The following is a 26,811-nucleotide window of genomic DNA, read 5'->3' as shown; positions in this document are numbered from 1 at the left end:
AATTGATTTAAAATGAACATCCAAGACAAAACCAAAAACAGCGCTTACAACGCTGATGTTATCACGTGTTTTCAAAAGGTTGCGAAAAAATCGCCCAAGCGTACAGCGCTTGAAAGCGGTGATTTATCCGTCAATTATGCGCAGCTTGATCGCGCCTCAAACATCGTTGCACAACAGCTTTTGGATGCGGGCGCAAAACAGGGTGATTTAATTGGATTGTCTTGTGCGAAATCCCCCGAAACCGTCATTGCGATTCTGGCGATTCTGAAACTGGGTGCGGGGTATGTTCCCCTGCCCGATTATTACCCCGCCGACAGAATCGCGGCCATTGTGGATGCCACGGGCATGACACATGCGCTGGGTTCAATTGATGCATTGGCAAAAACCGATGTAAATATGCTGCCGTTTTTGGCAGCGGATAAAATCCCAGCGCGCGCCAAAAAATTAAACCCTGCAACCGTGGCGCCCGATGATACGGCCTATGTCATGTTCACATCAGGGTCCACGGGCACACCCAAGGGTGTTGTTGTGCCTCATAACGCAATTTTGCGTTTGGTTCTTGAACTGGATTACACGCCCCTTGGCCCCGATCAACGTATTTTACAATATTCACCCGTTGCATTTGATGCCGCCACTTTTGAAATTTGGGGTGCGTTGTTAAACGGCGGCGTGTTGGTTTTGCCCCAAACCGACAATTTATCGCTACGAGGATTGGGTGAAATACTTGCTGAAAAACGCATTACATCCATTTTCATCACGATTGGGCTGTTTCATGCCATTGCCGATGAACGCCCCGGCGATTTTAACACCCCGCATTTGCGCCATGTGTTGACGGGTGGCGATGTTGTTTCACCAGCGAAATTTGCCCGTGTGTTGGATCATTGTCCGGATTTAACGCTGATCCATTGTTACGGCCCGACGGAAAACACCACATTCACAACCTGTCACACCGTCCAGCGCAGCGACTTGGAATCGGGGCAACCGCTTACCCTTGGCAAGGCAATTAACGGAAGCGCCGTTTACATTGTTGATGAAAATCAAAACCAACTTCCCTCAGGTCAAAGCGGCGAATTGGTTTGTGCGGGTGTCGGGCTGGCAAAAGGTTATTTGGGACGTTCCGATTTAACCAATGCCGCATTTGTTCCCGCACCGTGGAATAAATCCATCACATTATATCGCACTGGTGACATGGCGCATATGGATGAAACTGGAAATGTATATTTCGAAGGGCGCATTGATACACAGGTCAAGGTGCGCGGATACCGCGTGGAACTTGGTGAAATCGAAGCGGGGCTAGAGGCTTATGAAGGTGTCAATCTGGCCTGTGTCATCGCCAAATCGGGCGCGGATAGTGCCGATAAAACCATCATTGCATTTTATGTCGGCGATAAATCAATCACCGCGCAAGATTTGCAAAAACACATTGCTGGCATTGTGCCCGATTATGCGATCCCATCACGCTTTGTTGCGATGGACGAACTGCCCTTGAACCCAAATGGTAAATTGGATCGCAAAGGGCTGGCCGCCATGGAAATTCCCGCAGCGACCCCACCCGCACCCAAAAAATCCGGTGGCGACGCGCATCAGGTGGAAAATTTGATCGCCGATGTTTTTGCAGAGATTTTGCAACAGCCAAATCCAGATCGCCATGCGAATTTCTTTGATCTGGGGGCAAGCTCGCTTCATATCGCGCGTGCGCATGAACGCATCGAAACCAATTTGGATCGTCAATTTGCGATCACGGATTTTTTCCTTCATTCCACCATCACCGCGCTGGCCACACATCTGGCCGCCGATCCCGTGGCCGTGGCGGCGAAACCCAAACGCGCAAATGTTGATGATAATCTTTTTGCCATCGTTGGCATGGCGGGGCGTTACCCTGGTGCGAACAGTGTAGACGAATATTGGAATGCATTGCTGGATGGACGCGAGTTGATTTCGCATTTTTCCGATGATGAATTGGAAATCAACCCACGCGCCGAAAACCCAAATGCACCATATGTGAATTCACGCGGCATGATGCCCGATGTGAAAATGTTCGATGCGCGCCATTTTGGGATTCCCCCGCGCGAAGCGGAACAAATGGACCCACAGCATCGGATATTGCTAGAGGTTGCGCAAACCGCACTTGAAGACGCCAAAGTTGACCCCGATAAATTCGACGGCAAGATCGGCATTTTCTGTGGCTCGTCGCAAAATTCATATCTGTTGAACAATCTGATGTCGGCACCGGGTGCGACGCGCAAATATGCATCCACCTATCCGGTTGAAAATTTCGGTGTGCTGTTTGGCAATGACAAAGATTTCATCGCAACACGCATCGCCTATAAATTAAATCTGCGCGGCCCCGCCGCCACGGTTTTATGCGCCTGTTCCACGTCATTGGTCGCAGTGGCGCAAGCTTGTGAAAGTTTGCGCAATGGCACATCTGATATGGCGCTGGCGGGGGGTGTTTCGATCACCCTGCCCTCCAAACGCCCCTATCAATATTTGCCCGATGGCATGGCATCATCCGATGGGCATTGCCGCACGTTTGATGCAGATGCATCTGGTACGGTTTTTGGCGATGGCGCGGGCTTGGTTGTTGTGCGCCGTTTGCAAGATGCGATTGACGATGGCGATGATATTGCCGCCGTGATCCGTGGATTTTCCGTCAATAACGATGGTTCGGAAAAGGTTGGCTATGCCGCCCCATCGATCAAGGCACAGGCCGAGGTCATCAAAGACGCCCAAGCCGCCGCTGGCGTTGATGCGCGTTCCATCGGCTATATCGAAGCCCACGGCACAGGCACACCGCTTGGCGATCCCATCGAATTTGCCGCCCTAAACCAAGCGTTCAGCGCCAGCACATCGGACAAAGGTTTTTGCGCCATCGGATCGGCCAAAACCAATGTCGGCCATTTGGATATCGCAGCAGGCGTCACAGGGTTGATCAAAACCGCAATGACATTGAAAACGGGGCAAATCCCGCCGCTGTTGCATTACAAATCGCCAAACAAGAACATCAATTTTGATGATTCCGCATTTTATCCCGTGACCAAACGTATTGATTGGAAAACGGATGCAAAAACCCCGCGCCGCGCGGGCATCAGCGCCTTTGGCGTGGGTGGCACCAATATCCATATGATTTTAGAACAGCCCCCTGTGATGAAATCGGTAAAACCGCCAAAATTAACGGGGCCACAGATTTTCCCCGTTTCCGCCAGCTCCAAAGACGCGCTCAAGGCGACAATCGCCAATCTGGGCGCATTTGCCAAGGAAAACGGAAAAGCTGCCCCTGCCGCCATTATTCAACAATTGTTGAACAATCGCCATGATTACAATCAACGCGCGGTTTTGGTGGCTGATGGCATGAACGGGCTGTCCGATGCGGCGGATAATTTTTCAGGCGTATCCCACGGCGCTGGTCGCTGGGACAAAATCGCGATGATGTTCCCAGGGCAAGGAGCGCAACATGTGGGCATGGCCAAGGATCTATATGAAAACGAAACCGTGTTTCGCGAAGCCTTGGACATCTGTGCCACCCTGTTGAAAGACGAAACAGGCATTGATCTGTTAAAAATCATTCACGCCCCCGCAAAAGACGCGGAAAAAATGACGGAAAAATTAAAGGATACCGCGATTGCGCAACCTGCGATTTTTTCCATCAGCTATGCATTGGCAAAACAATGGGCGCATTGGGGGGTGAATCCCGATGCGATGATGGGGCATTCAATCGGTGAATTTGCTGCCGCCACTATTGCGGGGGTTTTTGCCCTGCCTGATGCGATTAAATTGATTGCGCTACGCGGTCGGCTTATGGCCGATTTGCCCCGTGGTGTGATGATTTCGGTGCGTGCATCGGAAAATGACATTCTGCCCTATTTGGGCGACGATATTGATCTGGCCGCCGTCAATGGCGCACAACTGTGTGTGATTTCTGGCCCGAAGAGCGCGGGCAAGGCGGCCACGAAAAAGCTAGAGGATGCGGGGTTCGTTTGTTCCGAACTTCACACAAGCCATGCGTTCCATTCCCATATGATGGACCCCGCGCTGGATGATTTCCGCGCGGTTGTTTCCAAAATGGAATTGAATGCACCGCGCATCCCGATCATGTCCACGGTCACGGGCGATTGGTTGACAGAAATCGAGGCAACCGATCCCGATTATTGGGCCATGCATATGCGCCGCCCCGTGCGGTTTTTCGATGCGATGCAACGTTTCTGGGCCGAAGGCACACATGTGATGCTGGAATCTGGTCCGGGACGCACGCTGGCAACATTGGCGGGGCAAAACCCCGATCGTGGGTCAAAACAACCCGCGTTATCATCCCTGCCCCATGCGCAATCCACCAATGCCAATTCGCACACCACCATGTTGGAAAGTTTCGGCAATCTGTGGGCGGTGGGTTACAGCGTGGATTGGACACGGATTTACCCCGATATGGCGGGCTGGCCGATTATGAAATCATCGGTGACATTGCCAAGCTATCCGTTCCAACGCAAAGAATTCTGGATTGATCCCGTTATTGTTGATGCAACGGCCGTTTCAACCACCGCATTGACAGCGGATGAACCCGTGGTGGAATCCGCCCCTGTGGAACGCGATGCAAATCTCGCGGTCAAGGAAATGTTATCCGAATTATCGGGGCTGGATGTTGATGAAATCGACGATACGGCGTCCTACCTTGAACTTGGGTTTGATTCACTGTTGTTGACCCAAGCAACCAAAGAATTGTCTGATCAGTTTAGCGTCACGGTGACCCTGCGCCAATTGATGGATGATCTGGCACGCCTTGATCTGTTGGTGGAATATGTGCGCGAACATGGCAATCTTGGGTCTGGTGCGCCTGCGGATAAAACCCCGCTGGCGGAAATGACCCAGATCGACAAGGGCGAAGAAGAATCCGCCACGCCAAGCTCTGCCCCCACCACCAATATTGATCGCGAAGATCATGCGGATGAGCTGAACAAACAACAACGCGCACATATCGCGGCGTTAACCAAACGCTTTGTCGCGAAAACGCAAAAATCCAAGGATCTGACCGCGAAACACCGTTTTGCCCATGCCGATCCGCGCACGGCATCGGGTTTCAATCGTCTGTGGAAAGAAATCGTTTATCAAATCGTCACCGTGAAATCCAAAGGTTCGCGCCTGTTGGATGTGGATGGCAATGAATATATCGACATCCTCAACGGCTTTGGCCCCGGATTTTTGGGGCATGGCGCTGATAATATCGTCGAGGCCGTGCAACACCAATTGCACGAAGGTTTCGAGGTCGGCCCACAAAGTTTGGCCGCGATGGAAGCGGCGGAATTATTCTGCGAAGTCACCGGCAATGATCGCACCAGCTTTGTCTGTACTGGGTCAGAGGCCGTATATGCCGCCATGCGTTTGGCGCGCACATGCACAGGGCGCGACAAGGTTGTGATGTTTGCCCGCGATTACCACGGCAATTTTGACGAGGTTCTGGTTCGCGGTGTGAACACCAAATCTGGCCCCAAAACCATGCCACTGGCCCCTGGTATCCCACGCGATGCCGTGAAAAACGTGGTTGTTTTACCATACGGAAGCCCCGAGGCGCTGGATTACATCAAGGCACACGCCCATGAACTGGCCGCTGTGATGGTGGAACCTGTGCAAAGCCGCCGCCCAGAATTCCGCCCCCATGATTTCATCCGCAGCGTGCGCAAATTAACCAGCGATGCCGGCGCATTGTTTATTTTTGACGAGGTTGTCACAGGTTTCCGCTTTGGCCCACGCGGTGCCCAAGGATATTACGGCATCACCGCCGATCTGGTCACCTATGGCAAGGTCATTGGTGGGGGCATGCCACTAGGCGTTGTATCGGGCAAGGCCGAATATATGGACACATTCGATGGTGGCGAATGGCAATATGGGGATGATAGTTTCCCCAACGCCCCCGTTACATTTTTTGCCGGTACGTTCGTCCGCCATCCGCTTGCCATGGCCAGCGTTAAGGCAATGTTGCAATTTTTCAAATCCCAGCCCGATTTTTTCTGGAAAACGGTGAATGCCAAAGGTGATAAATTGGCAGGAAGCGTGGATAAATGGTTTGCCGATAATGACATGCCATTTCAAATGCCCAATTGTGGGTCATTGATGTATCTGCGCATTGGCGAAGATCAGAAATACGGTGGATTGCTTGGCGCAAATATGCGCGAACGTGGGGTGTTTTTCCTTGAAGGTTTCCCTTCCTATATGACGGCGGCACATGATGACGAAGACATCGAATATGTGGTTGATGCGATCAAGGATTCCGCACTTGAACTGCGCGCGGCTGGTTTATTGGTGGGGCGCGAAGCGGTTGAATATGACGGCCCGCGCGTGTCCGCACCCCCTGCCCGATTGGCATTGCCAGATGGCGCAGAACGCATTGCGCATCAAATGGCGAACCCGCCAAAAACGCTCCGTGTTCCCACAACAGAGGCACAGCGTGAAATCTGGGCGGCGATGATTGTCACGCCAGAGGTCACACCCGCATATAACGAAAGTGTCACGTTAAAAATGCACGGCGTTGTGGATGCGCAAAAGCTACGCGACGCAACCGAAACCGTATTTGCCCGCCATGATGCCTTGCGCACCACATTTTCGCCTGACGGCATGTTCATGCAAATTTCCCCGACCAGTGACGTACAGGTCTTGATGGTGGATATGCAGGATCTGACCCCTGCACAGCGCAAAAACCGATTTGATCAAATCATCTTGGACGAGGTGAACGAACCCTTTGATATGCAATCAGGGCCCTTTGTGCGCGCCCAATTGATCAGCAATTCAAAAACCGATCATAATCTGATCATCACCGCGCATCACATCGTGTGCGATGGTTGGTCGATTGATGTGATCATGCGCGATATTGGTGCGGTTTATTCTGCGTTGATGTTGGGCGAAAACCCAACCCTGCCCCCGGCACAAAGCATCATTTCATATTCCCGCGCCGAAGAAGAATGGAACCGCACAGAAGAAGCGGCGCAATCGCGTGCGTATTGGCTCAACCAATTTGAACAAACGCCACCTGTTTTGGATATCCCAACGGATAAACCCCGCGGTGCGCAAAAATCCGTGCGCGGTGCGCGTGCTGATCGTGAAATTGATGCCGCACTTACCGCGCGTTTGCGCAAATTGGCAGCGTCCCAAAACAGTACATTCGTTAACACCCTGTTGGCGGCGTATAAAATCTATATCGCGAAATTGGCGGATGTGGATGACATCACCATTGGTTTGCCTGCATCGGGTCAGGCGGCGCGGGGCATGGATACGGTTGTGGGCCACTGTGTGAACCTGTTGCCGATCCGCACGCAAATTGATTGGGATGACAGCTTTGAAACCTATCTTAAACATGTGCGCACCACATTGTTGGATGGGTTTGAACATCAAAACTATACCTTTGGGTCATTGATCAAGGAATTGAAAATCAAACGCGATCCCAGCCGCGTGATGCTGGTGCCTGCGATTTTCAACATTGATAACGGGATTGATTTATCGTCCATGTCATTTGGCGATGTGGATACGGAATTTGTCACCAATCCGCGCAGCTATGAACATTTTGAAATCTATCTGAATGTGACGGACAACCGCGACACGGTTTATACCGAATGGAGCTATGCCGCCGATCTGTTTGATGCGGCAACGATTGAACGCCATATCACCAATTTCATCGCGCTGTTGGATCAGCTTTGTGATCATCCTGATCAGGCGCTGAATTCATTTGATACGCAATCGGATGCGGATCGCAAAACCTTGTTGAACGATTGGCAGGGTGCTGTGGTGGATTATCCGCGTGATACCAATCTGGGCGCGATGTTTGATAAAATCGTCGCCAAATCATCGGGGATGATTGCGCTGGCGCATGATGGCAAAATGAAATCATACAGCGATTTGGACAAGATGGTGAACGCCATTGCGGGACAAATGCGCGACATGGGCGTGAAACAGGGCGATACGGTTGGCATTTGTTTGCACCGCTCGTTTGATCTGGTCGCATCCATGTTGGCCGCATTCCGTTTGGGCGCGGCCTATGTTCCGTTGGCGCCAAATAATCCCAAGGATCGTTTGGATTATATGGCATCCGATGCGCGATGTGCATTGGTTGTATCCACACATGCGCTGGCAAAATCCTTGCCGTTTGACACAACGCTATTTGTTGATGATGTGGATATGTCCAAGGCCAAGCCGATCAAACAAGCGAAAATTTCCGCGACCGATACGGCCTATGTTGCCTATACCTCTGGTTCCACAGGGCGGCCCAAGGGGGTGATGGGCACTCATCGCGCCACGATCAACCGTTTCAATTGGATGTGGAATACCTTCCCGTTTGAAGACGGCGAAGTCATGTGCCAGAAAACCGCAATTTCATTTGTGGATAGCATCTGGGAAATCTTTGGCCCGCTGTTGGCGGGTGTGCCACAGGCGATCATTGATGACGACACCGTCAAAGACCCCGCCGCATTATTCGCATTGCTTGGTGCGCAAAATGTCACCCGCCTGTTGGTGGTTCCATCATTGCTACGTGCCATTTTGAACAGCAAAATTGATATGTCCGCGACATGTCCCAATATGCGTTTGTTATTCACATCTGGCGAACGGCTTGGCACTGATTTGGCGCGTCGTTTCTTGGACGCCGCACCCAATATCACGCTTGTGAACCTGTATGGAAGTTCCGAGGTCGCCGCCGATGTAACCTGTGAAATCATTACAGAACTGGGCGATCACGATGTGCCCATCGGGCGCCCCATTGATAATGCACGCCTTTATGTCTTGGGCAAAAACCAAACACCGGTGCAAATTGGTGAAATGGGTGAATTATACGTGGGCGGTGATGTTCTGGCCGCGGGATATATCCATCAGCCAGAATTAACCGACGAGCGGTTTATCCCCGATCCATTTGTGGATGGTGATGGAATGATGTTCGCCACGGGTGATTTGGTGCGATACCTGTCAGATGGGCGATTGCTCTATGAAGGGCGGCGCGATGATCAGGTGAAAATTCGCGGCTATCGCATTGAAATGGGCGAGGTTGAACAAGCCTTGGCCGATCTGGATGATATCGCACAGGCCGCCGTGATCCTTGGTAGCGATATCAACGGTGAAAACCGCATGGAGGCATATGTCACCACCAGCGATGACGCCGTATTTGATGAAAGCATTGTGCGCCGCGCATTATCCGCCACCCTGCCCGATTACATGGTACCAAGCCTGTTTCATGTGTTGGATATTTTCCCACTCAACCCAAATGGCAAATTGGATCGACCAAAACTGGCGGAAATGGCCTTGGCCAAGCCCGCCACAACCGCCGATGCCCGCCCTGACAGTGACGTTGAAAAACGTCTGCATGATATCTGGGCCGATGTGTTGGGGCGCAAAAATATCAGCCTTGATGATAATTTCTTTGAACTTGGCGGGCATTCATTGCTGGCGGTGAAACTGTTTTCAAACGTCCAAGAAGAATTTGGTCAGGCACTGCCCATTTCCACGCTGTTTGCAAACCCAACATTGCGCAAATTGGCAACCACGATTGATGACACAACCAGCGCACCCGCCACACATTCCGATGATGGCGTGAATGATGCATGGGACACATCCGTGATCGTGGCCGAAGCACCAAACAGCACCAAAAAACCGCTGTTCGTGGTGGGCGGTGTTGGTGGCAATTTGAACAATATGTACGAATTTGCCCAATTGATCGGACAGCACCGCACGGTGATTGGCCTGCAAACCCGTGGTATTTTGCATCACAAACCCCATGATAGCGTCGAAGCAATGGCCACCGACCACATCAACAACATGCGCCAATATCAACCCACAGGCCCTTATTATTTGGCCGGGTATAGTGGGGGTGCGATTATCGCATTTGAAATCGCAAAACAGCTCGAAGCGGCAGGCCATACCATGAAATACGTTGGCATGTTGGACATGCACGCCCCCAATGTGCGCGTTGATTTGGATATGAGCATTACCCAAAAATTGCGTGCAGAGGCGGAATTGTTATCCATAGGTGGTGCAAAAAACCTGTGGCGACGTGCGTCGACCAAGGCGCGAAATGCGCTGGCTAAATCGGGGCTAACACCCAGCCAAGAGGATGATGAATTGCAAAGCTATCTGCGCCTGTCACGCCATTGGTGGGCGGTTGCGGATAAATATCACGCAGGCCAGATCGACGCCGATGTCGTATTATTCCACAACCCACCAGAAACCCTGTCGGATTTGGAAATCGGGCGGCGCGATGTCAGTTTTGGTTGGCAGGATGTCACCCGTGGCACTGTGGATATTATCAAACTGGATTCCAGCCATCTGGACATGTTCAAAGGTGAATCGGCTAAAATTGTCGCAGATTTGATCAATGCACATCTGGAAGGGTTGGACGCGCACTGATTTATTGCATAGATGGCGGGTATGACGCCAAATAATCCACCGCGCAGAATCCTGTCTTGGGCCGACACGCCCAAGACCGTAATTTACACCATCATGATTTCGATCACGCTGATTGAATTGGTGTTGCAAATTTCCGATCGCGGCTGGATCGCTGGGGGCGAGCTGCGCGGGCTTGCCTATAAATACGGCGCTTTCTGGAGCAAGCTCACCGATGATTGGCGCCCGATTTATGCGGCACAGCCATGGACGATGTTTTTCACCTATGCGTTTTTGCACGGCGGGCTGTTTCATCTGATCGGGAATGTAGTGACGCTGGGCTCACTGGGTGCGATTGCATTGCAACGCATGAATCAGTGGAAATTTTTGCAACTTTATCTGTCGGGCATGTTGGGCGGTGCGGTGATGTTCGCCGCCCTATCCGACAGCGCCATCCCCATGATCGGCGCATCGGGTGCGATATTTGGGCTGGTCGGGGCGTGGCAGTATTGGGAATTTGCCAATTTACGCCGCCGCGGATTGGCGCTGACGCCGTTTTATCGGATGATGGTCAATTTGGTGATCCTGAACCTGTTATTCTGGTTGATGTTACAGGGCGCGCTTGCGTGGGAAACCCATTTGGGCGGGTTTATCGCAGGCTGGGTTTGGGCATGGATTTTCGCCCGCGAATAACATCTCTGCCCTAGCTATCTGTTTCATCAATCGCGGCAATGCCACGCAACAACACCTGACGCGCCGCTTCGCGGGCATCTGGATCCAGATTGGTGGTGTTAAGGAATAATTCCATCCCCGTTGTGCTTTCTTTGACGATATGTCCCGTGCTTTGGCTACTGTTGGGCATGTTCACCTCATATGGCACAACCTCACGCGAAATGCCCTTGAACCGTGTTGGGCGCATGGGGCGTGCGGAAACTTGGTTACGCACCAGCGCCCAGGTTTCATAGCTCATGACAATCCCACCTGGTTTTGCGATGCTTTCCAAACGGGCGGCCAAATTCGCCTCTGCCCCGATGATGGTGTAATTCATCCGCGATTCAGATCCAAAATTGCCCACATTACAATATCCCGTGTTGATCCCGATGCGTGCCTTGAACGGATGTTCATATCCGCGTTCCAACCATTCCAAGTTCAGCTCGGTCAAACGTGCCTGCATTTCCACCGCCATTTTCAAACAGGCGCGCGCATCTTCGGCCGCGCCGCGTGTGACAGGATCACCGAAAAAGGCCACGATGGCATCGCCGATGAATTTATCAATCGTTGCACCATGACGTTCCGCAATCGCCGACATTTCGGAAAAATATTCATTCAATAGATTGGTCAATTCTTCGGGCTGTAGCCGTTCGGTTGTGGCGGTGAAATCTTTGATATCGGAAAAGAACACCGTCAGCTTTTTACGTTCCGTTGAAATTTCCACCTCTTTTTCACCGGTAAAGATGGATTCATATATCTGTGGTGGCAGATATTTCGACAGCTTGGTTGATATTTTCACCAAGAATTCGTTCTTTGCTTCCAATTCATTGTTCAGCCCGCCAAATTCGCGGGCCAAGCCAAATTGCATCAGCGCAAACAAAAACCCAATGCCCCCAGCGGTGGTTAAATAGGCCAGCAAATATTTGAACGACCACAGGTTCAGCGTCAGCGGCTGTCGCACCGTAATGGTTTGAATGCCGCGAATATCACCCACGCGCCAATCTTTTTTCGGGCTTTCGATATGGTTATTATGACAGGCGACACAGGCGCTGCCCATCACAACGGGTGTGGCAACGGTGAATTCACGGCTGAGCAAACTGCCCGAAACATCGGTGGCACTATCGTTTGGCGAACCATTGGCGGTGAATTTTTCCAAGGCTTCAATTTCAAATGGCGTCAACGCATATTCCGCGCGGTTGCGAAATGGGAATTTCGACACAAAGCGATAGGTTACATCGCCCTGTCGGGCCCCGATTTCTTCGCCCAGCTCAATCGAAAGCGTTGCGGGAATCGGAATCCCACCATTGGTATCCAAATAGGTATGCAATGGCTGTGCCTGTCCATCCGCCGCCAAAATGCGCCCCACAACATTGGATGCATAATAGGATCGGAAAACCGAAATCACGCGGTTCAATGTGGTTGCTTGGCTTTGAAGGTTTTGATCCGAAATGCTGCGCAAATCCATGAAAACCGCAACGGGCAATAATATCAACGCCAAAAACGCCATCGCCCCAACCCATGCGGGACGATCCAAAAAATATCTGCCAATGAATTTCACGCAGCCAACCTCATTATCAACACAAACGGTTGATATCGTTTAAATTGTCGATGTGCACAACAGGTGCGTTACGTGATAAGACCCAAAAGATACTTGCCGTATTCATTTTTCGCCAAAGGTTGCGCCATTTCGCGCAATTGATCGGCGTTGATCCAACCCTTGCCAAAGGCAATTTCTTCGGGGCAACCGGTTTGCAACCCTTGTCGGGTTTGAATGGTGCGCACAAAATTTGCCGCATCCAACATGCTCGCATGTGTGCCCGTATCAAGCCAAGCATAACCCCGCCCCATACGTTGCACATTCAACGATCCATCTTGCAGATACATTTCCAACAACGTGGTAATTTCCAATTCACCGCGCGCGGATGGTTTCACCAGACGCGCACGTTTTGGCGCGGTTTCATCCAGAAAATATAACCCCGTCACCGCATAATTTGATGCAGGCTTTTCGGGTTTTTCCACAATGGACACTGCGCGATAATCGGCATCAAATTCCACCACGCCGTAACGTTCGGGATCTGACACTTGATATCCAAATACCGTGCCCCCCACGCGATCCGCATTGGCATCGGCCAACAGGCGATCCATGCCATGCCCGAAAAAGATATTATCGCCCAAGACCATCGCACTAGGTGCGCCATCTAAAAATTCTTCGGCCAGAATGAATGCTTGGGCCAAGCCATCGGGCGTGGGTTGTTCGATATATGTCAGGGACACGCCCCATTGCGAACCATCGCCCATCAGGCGTTGAAATTGATGTTGGTCTTCGGGGGTGGTGATGATCGCAATGTCGCGAATGCCCGCATACATCAACACCGATAACGGGTAATAAACCATCGGTTTATCATAAACGGGCAACAACTGTTTCGATACACCTTTGGTAATCGGATAAAGCCGCGTACCCGTGCCCCCTGCCAATAAAATACCCTTGCGTGGTTTCATGGTGTTATCCTTTATCGGCGTTTAATTCATCAAGTACGATTTTCAAACTGTCGCGCCAATTGGGGCGATAGATACCAAATGTCTGGCGCGTGGTTTCGCAATCCATTCGCGAATTTAATGGGCGCGGCGCAGGGGTTGGGAATTTTTCACTGGGGATGCGGGTAATATTCACATTCAAATCGGATTGGTCAAAAATTTCAGTGGCGAAATCTGCCCAGCTTGCGTCGGGTTCCCCTGAAAAATGATACACACCATTTGGCCCCATGCCCTCATAATAGGCCTGTGCCATCACCATTAACGCGGATGCAATATCATGCGCTGCTGTTGGCCCACCGATTTGATCATCCACAATCGATAACGCATCGCGTTCACCACCAAGGCGCAGCATGGTTTTAACGAAATTATTGCCATGCGCGGAAAACACCCAAGACGTGCGCAAAATGCCATATCGCCCACCTGCATCCACAATGCCCTGTTCACCCTTGTATTTGGTACGGCCATAGGCCCCAAGGGGTGCGGGGAAATCTTCGGTTGTCCAAGGGTCTGTGCCGCTGCCATCAAACACGTAATCGGTGGAAATATGGATGAATGGAATATCACGATGTGCGGCCGCCTCTGCCATCATACGTACGGATGTGGCATTAACCATGGTCGCGGTGATTTCATCACTTTCGGCGTCATCAACGGCCGTGTAGGCGGCGGCGTTGATAATCACATCCGCCTCGCAATTTGCGACAACCTCTGCACAGGCGGCGGGGCTGGCTAAATCGGCAGCAGCGCGATCAAGACATGTGGTTTCATCGTATTTATCCAGCTCGGTTGCGACCTGTCCCGACTTTCCAAAAACCAATACGCGCATCATCCTGCCCCCAACCGTTTACCAACACCGTCTCGGTTTTGCAGGTTACGCCACCATTGTTCATTGTCCAAATACCATTGCACCGTTTTACGCAATCCCTGTTCCAGTGTGACCGATGGGCGCCAGCCCAGTTCATCGCGGATACGGCTTGGATCAATCGCATAGCGTAAATCATGCCCCGGGCGATCCGAAACGAACGTAATCAAATCGGCATAGGGTTTTTTGGCAGGGCGCAGTTCATCCAACAGCGCACAAATCATGCGCACCAGATCAATATTCGTCGCCTCGTTTTCACCGCCAATGTTATAGGTGCGGCCCAATGCGCCCTTTTGCACCACGGTCAACAACGCATCGGCGTGATCTTCGACGTAAAGCCAATCACGCACATTTTCACCCTTGCCATAAACAGGGATCGCATCACCGGCCAAGGCCTTGATAATCACCACAGGGATCAGCTTTTCAGGGAAATGATACGGCCCGTAATTATTTGAACAATTGGTCAGCACCACGGGCAAGCCATAGGTTTCCGCCCATGCGCGCACCAAATGATCCGATGCGGCCTTTGATGCGGAATAGGGTGAATTGGGTGCATATGGCGTGTCTTCGGTAAACAAACCCGTTTCGCCCAATGTGCCATAAACCTCGTCCGTGGAAATATGATGGAAACGGAAATTGGCAGGGCGATCATTCGCCAACCAATAGGCCCGCGCAGATTCCAACATTTGAAATGTGCCCATGATATTGGTTTGCATAAAATCGGCAGGGCCATCAATGGATCGATCAACATGGCTCTCGGCGGCCAGATGCATCACCACATCGGGGGCATGGCGCGTGAACAGATCGTTGATCGCAGGGCCATCGCAAATATTGGCCTGTTCAAACACATAATTTGGCGCGTTTGAAATCGGTTCCAAATTATCCAAACAGGCAGCATAGGTCAGCGCATCAACAACCACCACATCATGGCCATCGCGCACCGCTTGGCGTGCAACGGCAGATCCGATAAACCCTGCCCCGCCTGTGATTAATATTTTCATGACTTACCTTTATGCAAACGGGCTGTTGAAATCGGCAAAGCGTGGCGCGGCGGCGTCTTTGGTGGATAACACGGCGCTGTTTTTGGGAATGCCCCAATCAATCGCCAGATCAGGATCATCAAACGCCACCCCGCCATCGCATTCAGGCGTGTAAAAATCGGTGCATTTATATGCCACTTCGGTGTTTTCAACCAAGGTTACAAACCCATGTAAAAAACCCGTTGGAATATAAAGCTGTTTACCGTTTTCCGCAGACAGGTTCACCCCAACCCATTTCCCAAATGTGGGCGATGATTTGCGCACATCCACCGCAACATCAAAAATTTCACCGCGCAACACGCGCACCAATTTTCCTTGTGCGGCGGGGGGTGATTGATAATGCAAACCGCGCACCGTGTGTTTGGGCGCAGAAAACGAATGGTTGTCTTGGACAAATTCAATATCCAGCCCTGCATCCATCAAGGTGCGTTGATTCCACGTTTCGCTAAACCAGCCGCGATCATCGGCAAATCGGCGCGGGGTCAAGGCCACCACGCCGTCAATTTCTGTTTCTTCAACCTGCATAATACGGGTTTTCTTTCAAATATTACGTTCGATAAATATAAAAACTATGGCGCAATCATAACTTCATTTTGATGCATATCAACACTTATGACAAACAGTGACACAGTACCAAAAATCACAACTTTGACGTGAAAACAGGGCGAATGCGACCCTTTTTCACGAATTTTGCCTTAACATGACCATATTGCAAGCAAACTCCCGCCTGTATCCCGCGTCATATAGGTTTCAGGCCATTCATATTAGGCCGCGTTGCATACGCAATGAATAACTAGCGCGGAACAACGCTACTATTGTAAAGGTTTTCGAAATAAGTCTTGGCCGACAGCGAAAATCATAATGAGTGAATGAAGATGCCGACCACAGGGGCGGTTTTCGGATCGTCCCTGTATTTCGGATTATAATGATGGCTAGCCAGCATTGGCGTATTCTCCCACGCCTTTGCTGTGCCACCACATCAATTTTCCCAAACCACCTTGATACCGAATACGATTGGCAACCACGTCTTTGCCCAACATCATCTTGATCCCGTAAATCGCCATTTGCAGCGCACCAACCCCCATCCAAATCGGCACTTTGATCCGATCCGAAATGCGCGGACTGCGCGCCAGAATTTGACAGCGCAACTGCCCCTGCGCAAATCGACGTTCGCGCAGATATTGCGCACGCATCCGCGCTGCTGGCACCAATTCTTCGACTAGACCAGCGGGGCACCATGATAATACCGCGCCGCGATTAACCAGTGTTTTGATTAAATGCGTATCCTCGCCCCCGCTGTGATTGAACCGCGCATCAAAGGGCACGCCATTTCCAAAACAGCGCTTTTTGTGAAACATCGCATTGCCCGTGCCCAGATCAACAAAATTGGGCGTCAGATCATGCCCCATCGGGTGATCAAATTCGCGGCTGAAACAGCGGTTCAACATCGTGTGCAATTCAATGCTTGGCTCGTCTTCGTATCGCGGCACTATGCGGCCAAACGCGGCCATCACATCCTGTTTTGCCAATTTGGAAAATGCCGCGACCCAGTTTTTTGACGGCACTTCGTCATCATCCAAAAACAAAATATATTCCCCACGCGCCGCCGCCACACCCGCATTACGCGCATGGACAACACCCGATTTTGGTTCATGCAAATAATAAAAATGTGCATGATCCGCGACAAACCCCGCCACGGTATCTCGCGCCGATCCATCGGGGCAATTGTCAACGATCAACACCTCAACCCCATCGCGCAATTGTGGCACCAATGCATGGGACAATTCGGTCAGCATATCCGCACGCCGATACGTGGGCACAACAATAGAGATAGACGCAAGCGATTTCATTTCTTAAACTAGCCTTAATTTTATTTTACATAGCTTAACCAATATTTATTTTGATCAAAGCATTTGTTTGTGGCGATTTTGTTGCCGCCCTAATTCAGGAGTATTCCCATGTGCGGAATTGCGGGTTTTACATCGCCGCGTTCAACAAGCGAGTGTCGCAATATTTTGCAACGCATGACCGATGCCATCGCGCATCGCGGCCCCGATGGGCAGGGGCATTTTTTCACCGATACCGACAGCGAAAATTCCACCATCGCGCTTGGCCATCGCCGCTTGTCGATCATTGATCTGGCCGCGGGCGCACAGCCGTTTCATATCGACGATGAACGCTATTCGATCACCTATAACGGCGAAATTTATAACTATGTGGAACTGCGCGAAGATCTGCGGATGTTGGGTGAACATTTCGAAACCCAATCCGACACAGAAGTTCTGCTGCGGGCATTCGCCCATTGGGGTGCGGATTGTTTGAACCGGCTGCGCGGCATGTTTTCATTCGCCATTTGGGACAAACAAAAACAAGAATTGTTTATGGCGCGTGATCCGTTTGGCAAAAAACCACTGCTGTATTTTCGCACCGATCAACACATTGTCTTTGGCTCTGAATTTGCCAGCCTTGTTGAACATCCCGATTTTGAAAATAGCCTCAATGAAAACGCATTGGCGCAATATTTGATTTGGAAATATGTGCCAGGGGAAAATACGCTGGTGGATGGGGTCGCCGAAATCCCCCCTGGTCATTTCGCCATTTGGTCGGAACGCGGTTTTACCATCCACAAATATTACACCATCCCCGATCAGGAATCTTTGCGCGACATGAACGATGATACCGTCGCTGAATTTCGCGAAGAATTGTCAGAGGCCGTGCGTTTACGCCTGCGATCCGATGTACCCCTTGGTGCGTTCCTGTCAGGTGGCTTGGACAGCTCGGCACTTGTGGCATTGATGACGGAAATTTCAGGCAAGCCTGTGAAAACATTTTCCATTGGTTTTGAAGACGCCGAATATTCCGAAACATGGGCAGCACGGTTGGTGGCGGAAAAATACAATTCGGACCATCACGAATTAAACATCACCCCTGATGATTACTTGTCGCAAATCGAACCCATCACATGGCAACGCGGTGCGCCCTTGTCCGAAATGGCGGATGTGCCGTTGCACTACCTGTCGCATTTGGCGGCAAAACACGTCAAGGTCGTGTTATCTGGCGAAGGATCGGATGAACTTTTGGCAGGTTATCCAAAATATTGGGGCGATAATTATATTCACAATTACCAGCGTTTCACCCCTGCCCCGCTGGATGGCGCCATTGGGATGATCCATAAAAACCTGCCCTATAAAATGCGCCGCCTTGGCGTGATGCTTCGCGCCGCGGGACAACGGGATTTTCTGGATCGTCAGGCGTCTTGGTTTGGTCTGCTCACCCCCAAAGACGCCGCAACGCTGGCGCCTGATTTGTTTGCGAATTACCAACCGTTTGTGTGGGATGATGAACGCGACAATGGCGAATCCAATCTTTCACGGGTGTTGCGTTTTGATAAATCGGTTTGGTTGCCCGGCACATTATTGGAACGCGGTGATCGCATGACAATGGCCGCTTCGATCGAGGGGCGCATGCCCTTTATGGATACCAAGCTGTGTGAATTTGTGGCCACCCTGCCCCCAACCGCATTTTTGGATGGGCGCGTGGGCAAAAATATCCTGCGCTTGGCGATGAAAGATGCCGTGCCACAGGCCGTGCTTGATCGCCCCAAATCGGGGTTCAAGGTGCCGATTCAAAAATGGCTGCGCGGACAGTTGAAAGATTACGCACATGAATTGCTGTTTTCCAACAATTCCAAATCGGGCGCATATTATGATCGCGCGGTTTTGCACAAAATCTGGATCGAACATCAAAGCCAAAAACACAATCACGAAAAACAGCTCTGGTCGCTGATGTCGTTGGAAATCTTCCTGCGCAAACTTGGCGATCACACAACGACAAAGGTGGCCGCATGACACAGAAAACCATTGGCGTTGCAATCGTCAGCTTTGCATCATCCGATGTGATCGAGGATTGTTTGAACAGCTTGCTCACATCCGACTATACCGATTTAAAAATCGTGGTCTGCGATAATGCATCCCCTGACAACAGCCGCGCATTGATCCGCACATGGGCCGCAAATGCAGGTGTGTCATTTCAAGAGGTCGGCCAAGATACCAAGATCAGCAAAATTGACGCCCACGTCACAATGATCAACGCCGATGTCAATCTGGGATATGCAGGCGGGGTGAACCAATGTCTTGCCTATCTGCAACAGGACCCCGATGTGGGATTGTTCTGGGTACTTAACCCCGATTGCGAAGTCGAAAGCACCACCGCCAGCGATTTTGCCGCCCATGCGGCGCGTGCAGGGGATTTTTCGCTGATGGGATCACGGGTGTTATACAACCGCGCCGATCGCGCCATTCAATCGGACGGGGGGGGGGTGAACCGCTGGACAGGGGTGTGTTCCAATTTGAACCAAGGTGCCAGCGCAGATACTGCCATTCGCCCCCATATCGACTCGCTTGATTTCATATCAGGTGCCAATCTGGTGGCATCGCGCAAATTTATCGAAACCGTTGGATTGATGCGCGAAGATTATTTTTTGTATTACGAAGAGGTCGATTGGGCCATGCGCCGTGGTGATCTGCCCCTCACCTGGTGTGATGGGGCCTTGGTGCATCATCATGGCGGCACGGCCATTGGTTCGGGTGGTCACGACACGGCAGCATCTGGGTTTTCCAATTATTTCAATTTTCGCAATCGGATGTGGTTTATGGCGCGGTTTAACAAACCAGCACTACCAATTGCCTATATCTATACTTTGCTCAAAGTGGTAAAAATCAGGTTAAAGGACGGGCGCGAAAATGCGCAGGGTGCTTGGTTTGGTTTGAACAACATGTCACCCCCCCAACATATCCATGACCGCATCGCGCCAGAGGCGCGGGATCGTGCCTTTAACCAACAGTTGTAAGCGAATCATTTACACAACTTTAGGTTGAATATTGCTGTCTTTTGGGATAGAAACCTGTCTAAATAGATAGGTTTTTGCGCAAATTTTCGCTTATTTTCGCCCTTGTTAAGAGTCTAGTAACGATTTTCTGCAACTTTGAGTATAGGGTACTGAGTAGGGAATCCATGTACTAATTTCCCTGTCATTTTAAGTACTTAGTGAAAAATACCGGCGTAACCAAAATTCAAATGGTGAAACTGAACGCAGCGTAAGCAGAAAAATACGCTGATTGTGTCTTAGTTTTGCCTTAAACATCCGCTCAACTTTAAGGGTGGACAGAACGGTAACGGTGCGATTGGCGCATCACGGGAGATTAAAATGATACTTGCGATTATTGGGATTGGCATTCTCTTTGGCCTTACGGCAAGCGTATCATCACTTGTGATTGGCTATCCGATCCTCTTTGCTCTGGCAATCTACGTTACCGCAAGCATTCTGGGTGCAATCGCCGCTTGCAGCTATCTTTTCCTGAAATCTTATATCTGTCGCGATCAAACATCAGTTTCCGCAGGATAACCTTTCCTCCCCGCTGGGTTTCGCCTCGACACATCTCATAACACGCAAATATCCGAGAGGTTTCGCAGCGAAACCTAGTCTGGTGTATATCCGTTTTGGTTCAAAAACCGCGTGATATCATTCATCAACCGTTTTGTCTGATGTTTATCAAGCCCCCTGCCCTTCACCACAAATGTTGCGCCATCTGCGCTGTAATGTGCATTAACGGTGCTGCCATCCTTGAGCGTCAGCGGGTCCATTTTGGTGCTGGTCGGGCGTCCACCCTTGCTGGCATCCTTGGGTGCAGGCGCAGAGGCTGAAATCGCGCGCTCTAGCGCCCGAAGCTCCTCTGGCGCTGATTGCGGCTCTGAATCGGCCAAAACCCCGCGAAAACGGCTTATTTCGCCGCTACGCAGCGCAGAAGCGAGCTTTAATCCGAAACGTTCGGACATTTCCGCAGGAAAACGCAACAAATCGCCCAGTTCTTCGTGGATCAGGGCAAAGCTACGCACCTTGGATCGTTTTGCCTTGGACGCGGCTTGGAACAGATGATTCACCGCATCTTCAACCGATGCGAACACCCCCTGCCCTGTGGCAACAACCGCAATGCGCCCGCGTTCATAATGACTCAGGTCTGCGCGAATTTCGTTTTCTTCGACCATGTTCAAATAGGTTTGCGCGCTGTCACCTGCCGCGCGCACAAACACCTTGGCGCGTTCAACCCCCAATGCCCGCATCGCCGCCAAGCGACGCCAGCCAGAAATCAAACCGTAACCTTCATCGGTTTTGATTACCTCCAGCGGTGTGCGCTGGCCTTGCGATGACAATGACGATTTCAATTCTTCCATCGCGTCGATATCTTGCACCACACGATCACGGTTCAGATAATCCGCATCAATTTCGCTGATCAAAATTTCGGCGGCCAAAAGCCCGGCATGTTCCGCCGCGGCCAATCGTTCTGCATCCGCCTTGTTTTTGGCGGCCTCCACCCGATCGCCCTGTTCGGCAACCGCAGCCATAGCCGCCGCTTCTCCCGCGACCTGTGCGATGGGCGCCATGGATTTTGTTTCCAATCCGCTGGTAGGTTTCGCAGCGAAACCTGTTTCCAATTCTTTCAACGCATCAGCGTCGGGTGCGGTTAATCTGCGTCTTTTGGCCATTATGTATCATCCTCCATCGACAGATCGCGCCACCACGATCCGATTAACAGTTCCTTGAATTCGGCATAGGTGCGATCAAATGCTTCGCGTCCGCGCACATAGGTATCGCGGTTAAAATCGCGGTAATCTGCTTCGTAGATCCCGTTCACCTGTTCGCCTGCCTGCCCGACCAATGCGGTGTAATCCTGACGATAGGCATTCATGAAATCGCCAAAATACGCTTGGATCACATTTGCCATATCGGTTTGCTGGCTGGCATCAAATCGCGTGACAATCGCACGCACCACATCCCATTCAAATTTCATTTCGGGCAGGTTCGCCGCACGCCGCGCTGCATTTTCGCCCTCTTCAATAGACGCGAAAGTGGTAAATAACATATCAAAGAACCGCCCTGTGCTGTCAAACTCCAGAAATGACGCGCCAAGGGGCACCAGCAAAATATCCGCCGCCGCCAAGGCGTTGATGGTCAAATACCCAAGTGCGGGTGGCGTGTCCAAAATCACCACATCGTAATCGTCCAAGATACCTTCGTTTTCCAAAAAATTCGTCAGCCCATCCCAAAGCTGCCAATTGCGCAGCCCCATGCGCCAGACCGGAATTTGAAATTCCGCCCAATACAGATTGAGCTGTGCACCGATCAAATCGATGTTGGGCCAATGGGTGTTTTGGATCACATCGGCTGCGTTCACATTCAACGCCTCGGTCAATGTTTCATCCAGTGGAATTTCAGGATTGCCCGCTGCGCGGCGCACATCATTTTCGCGCTGCACCGCAGATGCATAATCTTTGGCAATCAGCGGAAAAACGGTGGACCATTCATCGGGTACATCGCCGCCCAAAATGGATGTCATCGATCCTTGAGAATCCAGATCGATCACCAAAACCTTGTACCCATCCAGCGCGGCCGACATTGCCAGATGCGCCGCCGTGGATGTCTTGCCAACACCACCTTTGAAATTGGCCACGGCTGTGACCTTGGCTGGCAATCCTTTGGGGCGATAGGGAAGGTATTCTTTGGTGCTGACACCCTCTGATGCAAAATGGTTTCGCAGCGAAAGCACCTCTTCCAATGTGAACCATTTTGAACCACCTTCGCCATCACCCTGGGGCAGGTCCGGATTGGCCTTGAGCACGCGGCGCAGATGGGCGGGGGCAACGGGGATCAAGTATTTCGTCACTTCCCAAGTCGAAAATTTGCGCAGCCGTTTTTTGCCATCGGGCGCATATCCACGTTGCGCCAAATCTTCGCGTCCTTTGGCACAAAAAGATGCCGCTTTTGCGAATCGGGCGGTGTCGATAGGATCGGGTAACTTTGCCGCTGCGGCCTCTGGATCAAGATTGAGGTATGGGGGCAGGGTGGGTGACGGTGTTTTGCTCAATGGTCGCATCCTTACAGATGTTCTATATTTTCGTTGATATTGTGGATAATAGCGCACATGGAAAAAACAGCAAATCATATCCGCGCCATTTTGCAATCAAAGCATAGGTTTCGCAGCGAAACCCCCATGAATACCCAAAGAAAGAAAGCACGCTAAACTGTTTAATATCTTTAAGATATTTAATATGTTTATGCGCAGAAAAATATTTTTTTTCAATAGGTTAGCGGTGTTTGGGAACCCGAATACAGGCCAAAGGGTACTGATTCACAGGATGAAGGGAACCCATTTACGGGGCCAAAGGTACCCAATTGCAGGATTACAGGTTCCGATTCGCAGGACCGTGATTTTCGGGTCAAATTCACCCGTTTGAGGGTGTTTTTAGCCCAAAAGTGAATCAATTCTTACCCCTGCGCACGCTGTGGACTCGGGTTTTTAATACATAGAGTCTTAGGGTACCCGTCTACGGGATTGGGGTTTGAATCTGTTAAGAACCCTAAAATATTTGATCGCGGGTACCTTTTGTGCCATGCTCTGAGGAAAAGCAAAAACGATAAAAACATGGCACAGGCAACAGTCGAAAAACAGCAATTAACCGGCGCGTTAAAACGCGAGACCGTGAAAAAACATGTGGCGGCAATTCACATTTCGGGCAAGCTATCGTTATTGCAACGCAAGCTGTCTAATGTGTTATTGCTCAATGCATATGACACGCTGCAAACCAGCCAATCCCATGCGATTGATGCAAAAACGCTGGCGATGATTGTTGGGTATAATTCCAACGATATGGACACGCTGCGCGCAGCACTTAAATCGCTGGCGGAAACCGTGGCGGAATGGGATATGCTGGGCGAGGATGGGAAACAGGAATGGGGCGTTTCATCGCTGTTATCCTATGCCAAGCTGAAAGGGGGCGTTTGCGAATATGCCTATTCCCCGGTCTTGGCGCAAAAATTGCACGACCCCAAGGTTTATGCGTTGATCAATGTGAATATTCAGCGCAATTTTTCATCGGGTCATGGTCTCGCACTTTATGAAAATTGTTATCGCTTTGTGCGCACGGGTTCGACGGGCTGGTGGGCGCTGGATACGTTTCGCAAATTGATGGGGGTTGAAGGCAGTAGCTATTACGAAAGTTTCAAACACCTGAATGCGAAAATCATCAAACCCGCCGTGGCCGAGGTGAATAAAACATCTGATATTTCCATCACACCCGAATTTCGCAAAAAGGGCAGGGCGGTGACCGAAATCCGATTTGCGATCAAGGAAAACCCACAGCTTGCGATGTTTAACATTGATGACAGCGATGGATTGCGCAGCTCTGCCGTTTATAACGCGCTGATTGCCCAAGGCGTGTCCGATCGTTTGGCGCGCCAATGGATTGCGGAACATGGCGATGAATATATCGCGGATAAATTGAAATATGTCGCAACCAAGGGGCGGGTGAAATCATCCGTGGGCTATCTGTCCGCCGCGATCAAGGATGATTATAAAACTGTTCCAGAGGCGGTGGAAATCCCACCCAGCCCAGAGGCGAAAAAATTGGCAGAGGCTCGGCGTGCTCAAATGGCCGCAGACGAAGCCGCCCAAGATGAACGCGCCGCCGAACGTGCCAAGATGCGCGAAAAATTCGAATGGGTGGCGGGGTTGGTCGCTGCGCGAAACCCAACACAGCGCGACGCGGATAAACGATTGTTCTTGTCCGAACTAAAAGACGATCTGGAACGCGAAGATTTCATGCGCCACGGCTGGCGATCCGCACTAAATGCCCGCGCAATTTTTGCATTCTGGGATGGGATGCAGGGATAGCGTGATCTGTTGCGATCAATACGCAAGAAACGGGTGGTTAATTTGTGATGGGTGTCATTAGATAGGTTTTCAAATGAAAGCCAAATCCATGTTTCAAACCGTTGTCGCCCTTTTCGTATTTTTGTTTCCTCTCGCCTATAGCCCTGGGCCGGGCAATATGTTTTTTGCGGCCAATGGTGCGCGGTTTGGGTTTCGTGCAACCATACCTGCCAATATCGGATATCATGTGGCGACATGGATTGTGACGCTGTTCATCGGGCTTGGCTTTGCGCGTGCGGTGAATAGCCAGCCACAGGTTTTTGCGGTGTTGAAGGTTGCCGGATCTGTTTATGTTTTTTGGCTGGCGTGGAAATTGTTTCGATCGGGGGCTTTGACAGGGCAAGAGGTGGCCAAGCCAGCATCATTTTTTGACGGGGTGGTGTTGTTGATTTTGAACCCCAAGGCCTATGTCATTATTGTGCTGATGTTTACGCAATTTTTGGATCATGGCGATCCGCGTTGGTTGGTTGGGGTCATTGCCACCGTGTTTACGATCAATAACTTGATTGCCTTTGTCGTTTGGACGATGATTGGCGATCAAATTGCGGCGCGGTTTCGCACGCCCGCCACGGCGCGAAAATTGAATATGGTATTTGGGATTATCTTGGCGGTGGTGGCGGTTTGGATGTTGTTGTCATAACGCCAATTCATCGGCCAGCAAATCAAAGACCACGCGGATACGTTTGCTGCTGGCCAATTCGCGATGCGCGACCAGCCAGATGGGAAACATCAGCGGGGGGAAATCGGGCAGGGCGCGGGTGACGGTTGGATCACTATCCCCGATATTTCCATCCAGTACTCCAATGCCCAAACCCTGTTTCACCATTTCCCACATCACCAAATAATTTTCGCATAACAGCGGGAAATTGTGATTGGTTAGGGACAGCCCTTGGTCATTCAAAACCCGCATAAACATGCCCGATGCATCGATGCTGATAAAATCGGCGCGTGATAAATCGGCGGGGGTTTTGGGATCACCAATTGTGGCTAGATATTTGGGTGTTGCATAAAGGCGGGCGGGAACATCGCGGATTTTTTTGGCAATCAGATCGGGTTCGCTGGGGCGAAAATTGCGCAGGGCAATGTCTGCTTCGCGCCGACGCAGATCGCTGGTGTTCGTGGATGCGATGATTTCAAGGTTGATCGCAGGATGGGTTTTGCGCAGCTTGGCAATGATTGCGGGCAACAGGTGGGCCGCATAAACATCGCTTGCAGATATACGTACCGTGCCCGCGATGGTTTGGGATTGCCCCGCCGCGGCCAGCGCCAATGCGTTGGCGTGATCGCCCATGTGCCGCGCATGTTCCAATAAATCCAATCCCGCATCCGTAAGCGCCAAACCACGTCCGATGCGTTGAAATAACACAACGCCCAATTCGCGTTCCAACGCATCCACCTGTCGCCCTAATGTGGGTTGTGCCATGTTCAATGCACGCGCAGCGGCGGAATATGATCCTTCCTCTGCAGTGACAAGAAACGCGCGCGCGCGGTTCCAGTCAAATGTGATGTTTCGCCATTCCATGCGTATATGCATATCAAAACTGTGGTTTTG

General features: G+C 51.1%; 16 protein-coding genes. 7 read left to right on the top strand and 9 right to left on the bottom strand.

Annotation, left to right across the window (positions count from 1 at the left end; translation table 11 throughout):
• The first annotated feature begins 12 nt into the window (after positions 1–12).
• Complete coding sequence (locus BFP76_RS00645) at positions 13–10,371, top strand: hybrid non-ribosomal peptide synthetase/type I polyketide synthase (protein WP_099591248.1); 10,359 nt, start codon at positions 13–15, stop codon at positions 10,369–10,371.
• A 21-nt stretch (positions 10,372–10,392) separates the two neighbouring features.
• Positions 10,393–11,040, top strand: coding sequence for a rhomboid family intramembrane serine protease (locus BFP76_RS00640; protein ID WP_165775615.1), 648 nt, complete (start codon positions 10,393–10,395; stop codon positions 11,038–11,040).
• 10 nt (positions 11,041–11,050) lie between these two features.
• Here the strand turns inward: BFP76_RS00640 and BFP76_RS00635 are convergent, their stop codons facing one another.
• The 6 genes from BFP76_RS00635 to BFP76_RS00610 all read right to left on the bottom strand — a co-directional run bounded on the left by BFP76_RS00635 (position 11,051) and on the right by BFP76_RS00610 (position 17,342).
• Entirely contained in the window at positions 11,051–12,616 is a 1,566-nt protein-coding gene (locus BFP76_RS00635; RefSeq protein ID WP_205661328.1) for an adenylate/guanylate cyclase domain-containing protein, read from the bottom strand.
• A gap of 68 nt (positions 12,617–12,684) precedes the next feature.
• Entirely contained in the window at positions 12,685–13,557 is an 873-nt protein-coding gene (gene rfbA / locus BFP76_RS00630; RefSeq protein ID WP_099591246.1) for a glucose-1-phosphate thymidylyltransferase RfbA, read from the bottom strand.
• Between the two features lie 4 nt (positions 13,558–13,561).
• Positions 13,562–14,419, bottom strand: coding sequence for a dTDP-4-dehydrorhamnose reductase (gene rfbD / locus BFP76_RS00625; RefSeq protein ID WP_338064482.1), 858 nt, complete (start codon positions 14,417–14,419; stop codon positions 13,562–13,564).
• On the bottom strand, positions 14,416–15,453 hold the full coding sequence (rfbB, locus tag BFP76_RS00620; protein WP_099591245.1) for a dTDP-glucose 4,6-dehydratase: 1,038 nt from the start codon (positions 15,451–15,453) through the stop codon (positions 14,416–14,418). Before rfbB ends, rfbD begins: the two co-directional genes overlap by 4 nt.
• 9 nt (positions 15,454–15,462) lie before the next feature.
• Entirely contained in the window at positions 15,463–16,017 is a 555-nt protein-coding gene (gene rfbC / locus BFP76_RS00615; RefSeq protein WP_099591244.1) for a dTDP-4-dehydrorhamnose 3,5-epimerase, read from the bottom strand.
• 407 nt (positions 16,018–16,424) lie between these two features.
• On the bottom strand, positions 16,425–17,342 hold the full coding sequence (locus BFP76_RS00610; RefSeq protein ID WP_099591243.1) for a glycosyltransferase family 2 protein: 918 nt from the start codon (positions 17,340–17,342) through the stop codon (positions 16,425–16,427).
• A 108-nt stretch (positions 17,343–17,450) separates the two neighbouring features.
• Here BFP76_RS00610 and asnB point away from each other — a divergent pair, with 108 nt between their 5' ends.
• From asnB to BFP76_RS00595, 3 genes are all read left to right on the top strand, one after another.
• On the top strand, positions 17,451–19,340 hold the full coding sequence (gene asnB, locus BFP76_RS00605) for an asparagine synthase (glutamine-hydrolyzing) (RefSeq protein ID WP_099591242.1): 1,890 nt from the start codon (positions 17,451–17,453) through the stop codon (positions 19,338–19,340).
• Complete coding sequence (locus BFP76_RS00600; RefSeq protein WP_099591241.1) at positions 19,337–20,341, top strand: glycosyltransferase family 2 protein; 1,005 nt, start codon at positions 19,337–19,339, stop codon at positions 20,339–20,341. The genes asnB and BFP76_RS00600 overlap by 4 nt, the downstream gene beginning before the upstream one ends.
• A gap of 357 nt (positions 20,342–20,698) precedes the next feature.
• Positions 20,699–20,896, top strand: a complete 198-nt coding sequence (locus BFP76_RS00595; protein ID WP_099591240.1) for a hypothetical protein — start codon at positions 20,699–20,701, stop codon at positions 20,894–20,896.
• Positions 20,897–20,970: 74 nt separating this feature from the next.
• Here the strand turns inward: BFP76_RS00595 and BFP76_RS00590 are convergent, their stop codons facing one another.
• Together BFP76_RS00590 and BFP76_RS00585 are read right to left on the bottom strand one after the other, a co-directional pair.
• On the bottom strand, positions 20,971–22,035 hold the full coding sequence (locus BFP76_RS00590; RefSeq protein ID WP_099591239.1) for a ParB/RepB/Spo0J family partition protein: 1,065 nt from the start codon (positions 22,033–22,035) through the stop codon (positions 20,971–20,973).
• Positions 22,035–23,423, bottom strand: coding sequence for an AAA family ATPase (locus BFP76_RS00585; protein WP_099591238.1), 1,389 nt, complete (start codon positions 23,421–23,423; stop codon positions 22,035–22,037). Before BFP76_RS00585 ends, BFP76_RS00590 begins: the two co-directional genes overlap by 1 nt.
• 549 nt (positions 23,424–23,972) lie before the next feature.
• Here BFP76_RS00585 and BFP76_RS00580 point away from each other — a divergent pair.
• Positions 23,973–25,220 carry a replication initiation protein gene (locus BFP76_RS00580; protein WP_099591237.1) on the top strand — a complete coding sequence of 416 codons (1,248 nt, stop codon included), beginning with the start codon at positions 23,973–23,975 and terminating at the stop codon, positions 25,218–25,220.
• A 73-nt stretch (positions 25,221–25,293) separates the two neighbouring features.
• A complete protein-coding gene (locus tag BFP76_RS00575) occupies positions 25,294–25,899 on the top strand; it encodes a LysE family translocator (RefSeq protein WP_240513945.1) in 606 nt (201 codons plus the stop codon).
• On the opposite strand, the gene BFP76_RS00570 is transcribed toward BFP76_RS00575, so the two are convergent.
• Positions 25,894–26,781 carry a LysR family transcriptional regulator gene (locus BFP76_RS00570; protein WP_099591236.1) on the bottom strand — a complete coding sequence of 296 codons (888 nt, stop codon included), beginning with the start codon at positions 26,779–26,781 and terminating at the stop codon, positions 25,894–25,896. The two genes, BFP76_RS00575 and BFP76_RS00570, sit on opposite strands and share 6 nt — an antisense overlap.
• Positions 26,782–26,811 lie beyond the last annotated feature (30 nt).

The sequence above is a fragment of the Paramylibacter kogurei genome, assembly GCF_002742285.1.
Lineage (GTDB): Bacteria > Pseudomonadota > Alphaproteobacteria > Rhodobacterales > Rhodobacteraceae > Amylibacter > Amylibacter kogurei.
This window is presented reverse-complemented; position numbering and strand designations above follow the sequence as displayed.

Excerpts from the sequence above, each read along its gene's own strand:
- BFP76_RS00640 (WP_165775615.1), top strand. The coding sequence starts at position 10,393 with ATGACGCCAAATAATCCACCGCGCAGAATCCTGTCTTGGGCCGACACG.
- BFP76_RS00585 (WP_099591238.1), bottom strand. The coding sequence starts at position 23,423 with ATGCGACCATTGAGCAAAACACCGTCACCCACCCTGCCCCCATACCTC.
- BFP76_RS00610 (WP_099591243.1), bottom strand. The coding sequence starts at position 17,342 with ATGAAATCGCTTGCGTCTATCTCTATTGTTGTGCCCACGTATCGGCGT.
- rfbA (WP_099591246.1), bottom strand. The coding sequence starts at position 13,557 with ATGAAACCACGCAAGGGTATTTTATTGGCAGGGGGCACGGGTACGCGG.
- rfbD (WP_338064482.1), bottom strand. The coding sequence starts at position 14,419 with ATGATGCGCGTATTGGTTTTTGGAAAGTCGGGACAGGTCGCAACCGAG.
- BFP76_RS00570 (WP_099591236.1), bottom strand. The coding sequence starts at position 26,781 with ATGGAATGGCGAAACATCACATTTGACTGGAACCGCGCGCGCGCGTTT.
- BFP76_RS00575 (WP_240513945.1), top strand. The coding sequence starts at position 25,294 with ATGAAAGCCAAATCCATGTTTCAAACCGTTGTCGCCCTTTTCGTATTT.
- rfbC (WP_099591244.1), bottom strand. The coding sequence starts at position 16,017 with ATGCAGGTTGAAGAAACAGAAATTGACGGCGTGGTGGCCTTGACCCCG.
- BFP76_RS00590 (WP_099591239.1), bottom strand. The coding sequence starts at position 22,035 with ATGGCCAAAAGACGCAGATTAACCGCACCCGACGCTGATGCGTTGAAA.
- rfbB (WP_099591245.1), bottom strand. The coding sequence starts at position 15,453 with ATGAAAATATTAATCACAGGCGGGGCAGGGTTTATCGGATCTGCCGTT.
- BFP76_RS00645 (WP_099591248.1), top strand. The coding sequence starts at position 13 with ATGAACATCCAAGACAAAACCAAAAACAGCGCTTACAACGCTGATGTT.
- asnB (WP_099591242.1), top strand. The coding sequence starts at position 17,451 with ATGTGCGGAATTGCGGGTTTTACATCGCCGCGTTCAACAAGCGAGTGT.
- BFP76_RS00600 (WP_099591241.1), top strand. The coding sequence starts at position 19,337 with ATGACACAGAAAACCATTGGCGTTGCAATCGTCAGCTTTGCATCATCC.
- BFP76_RS00595 (WP_099591240.1), top strand. The coding sequence starts at position 20,699 with ATGATACTTGCGATTATTGGGATTGGCATTCTCTTTGGCCTTACGGCA.
- BFP76_RS00580 (WP_099591237.1), top strand. The coding sequence starts at position 23,973 with ATGGCACAGGCAACAGTCGAAAAACAGCAATTAACCGGCGCGTTAAAA.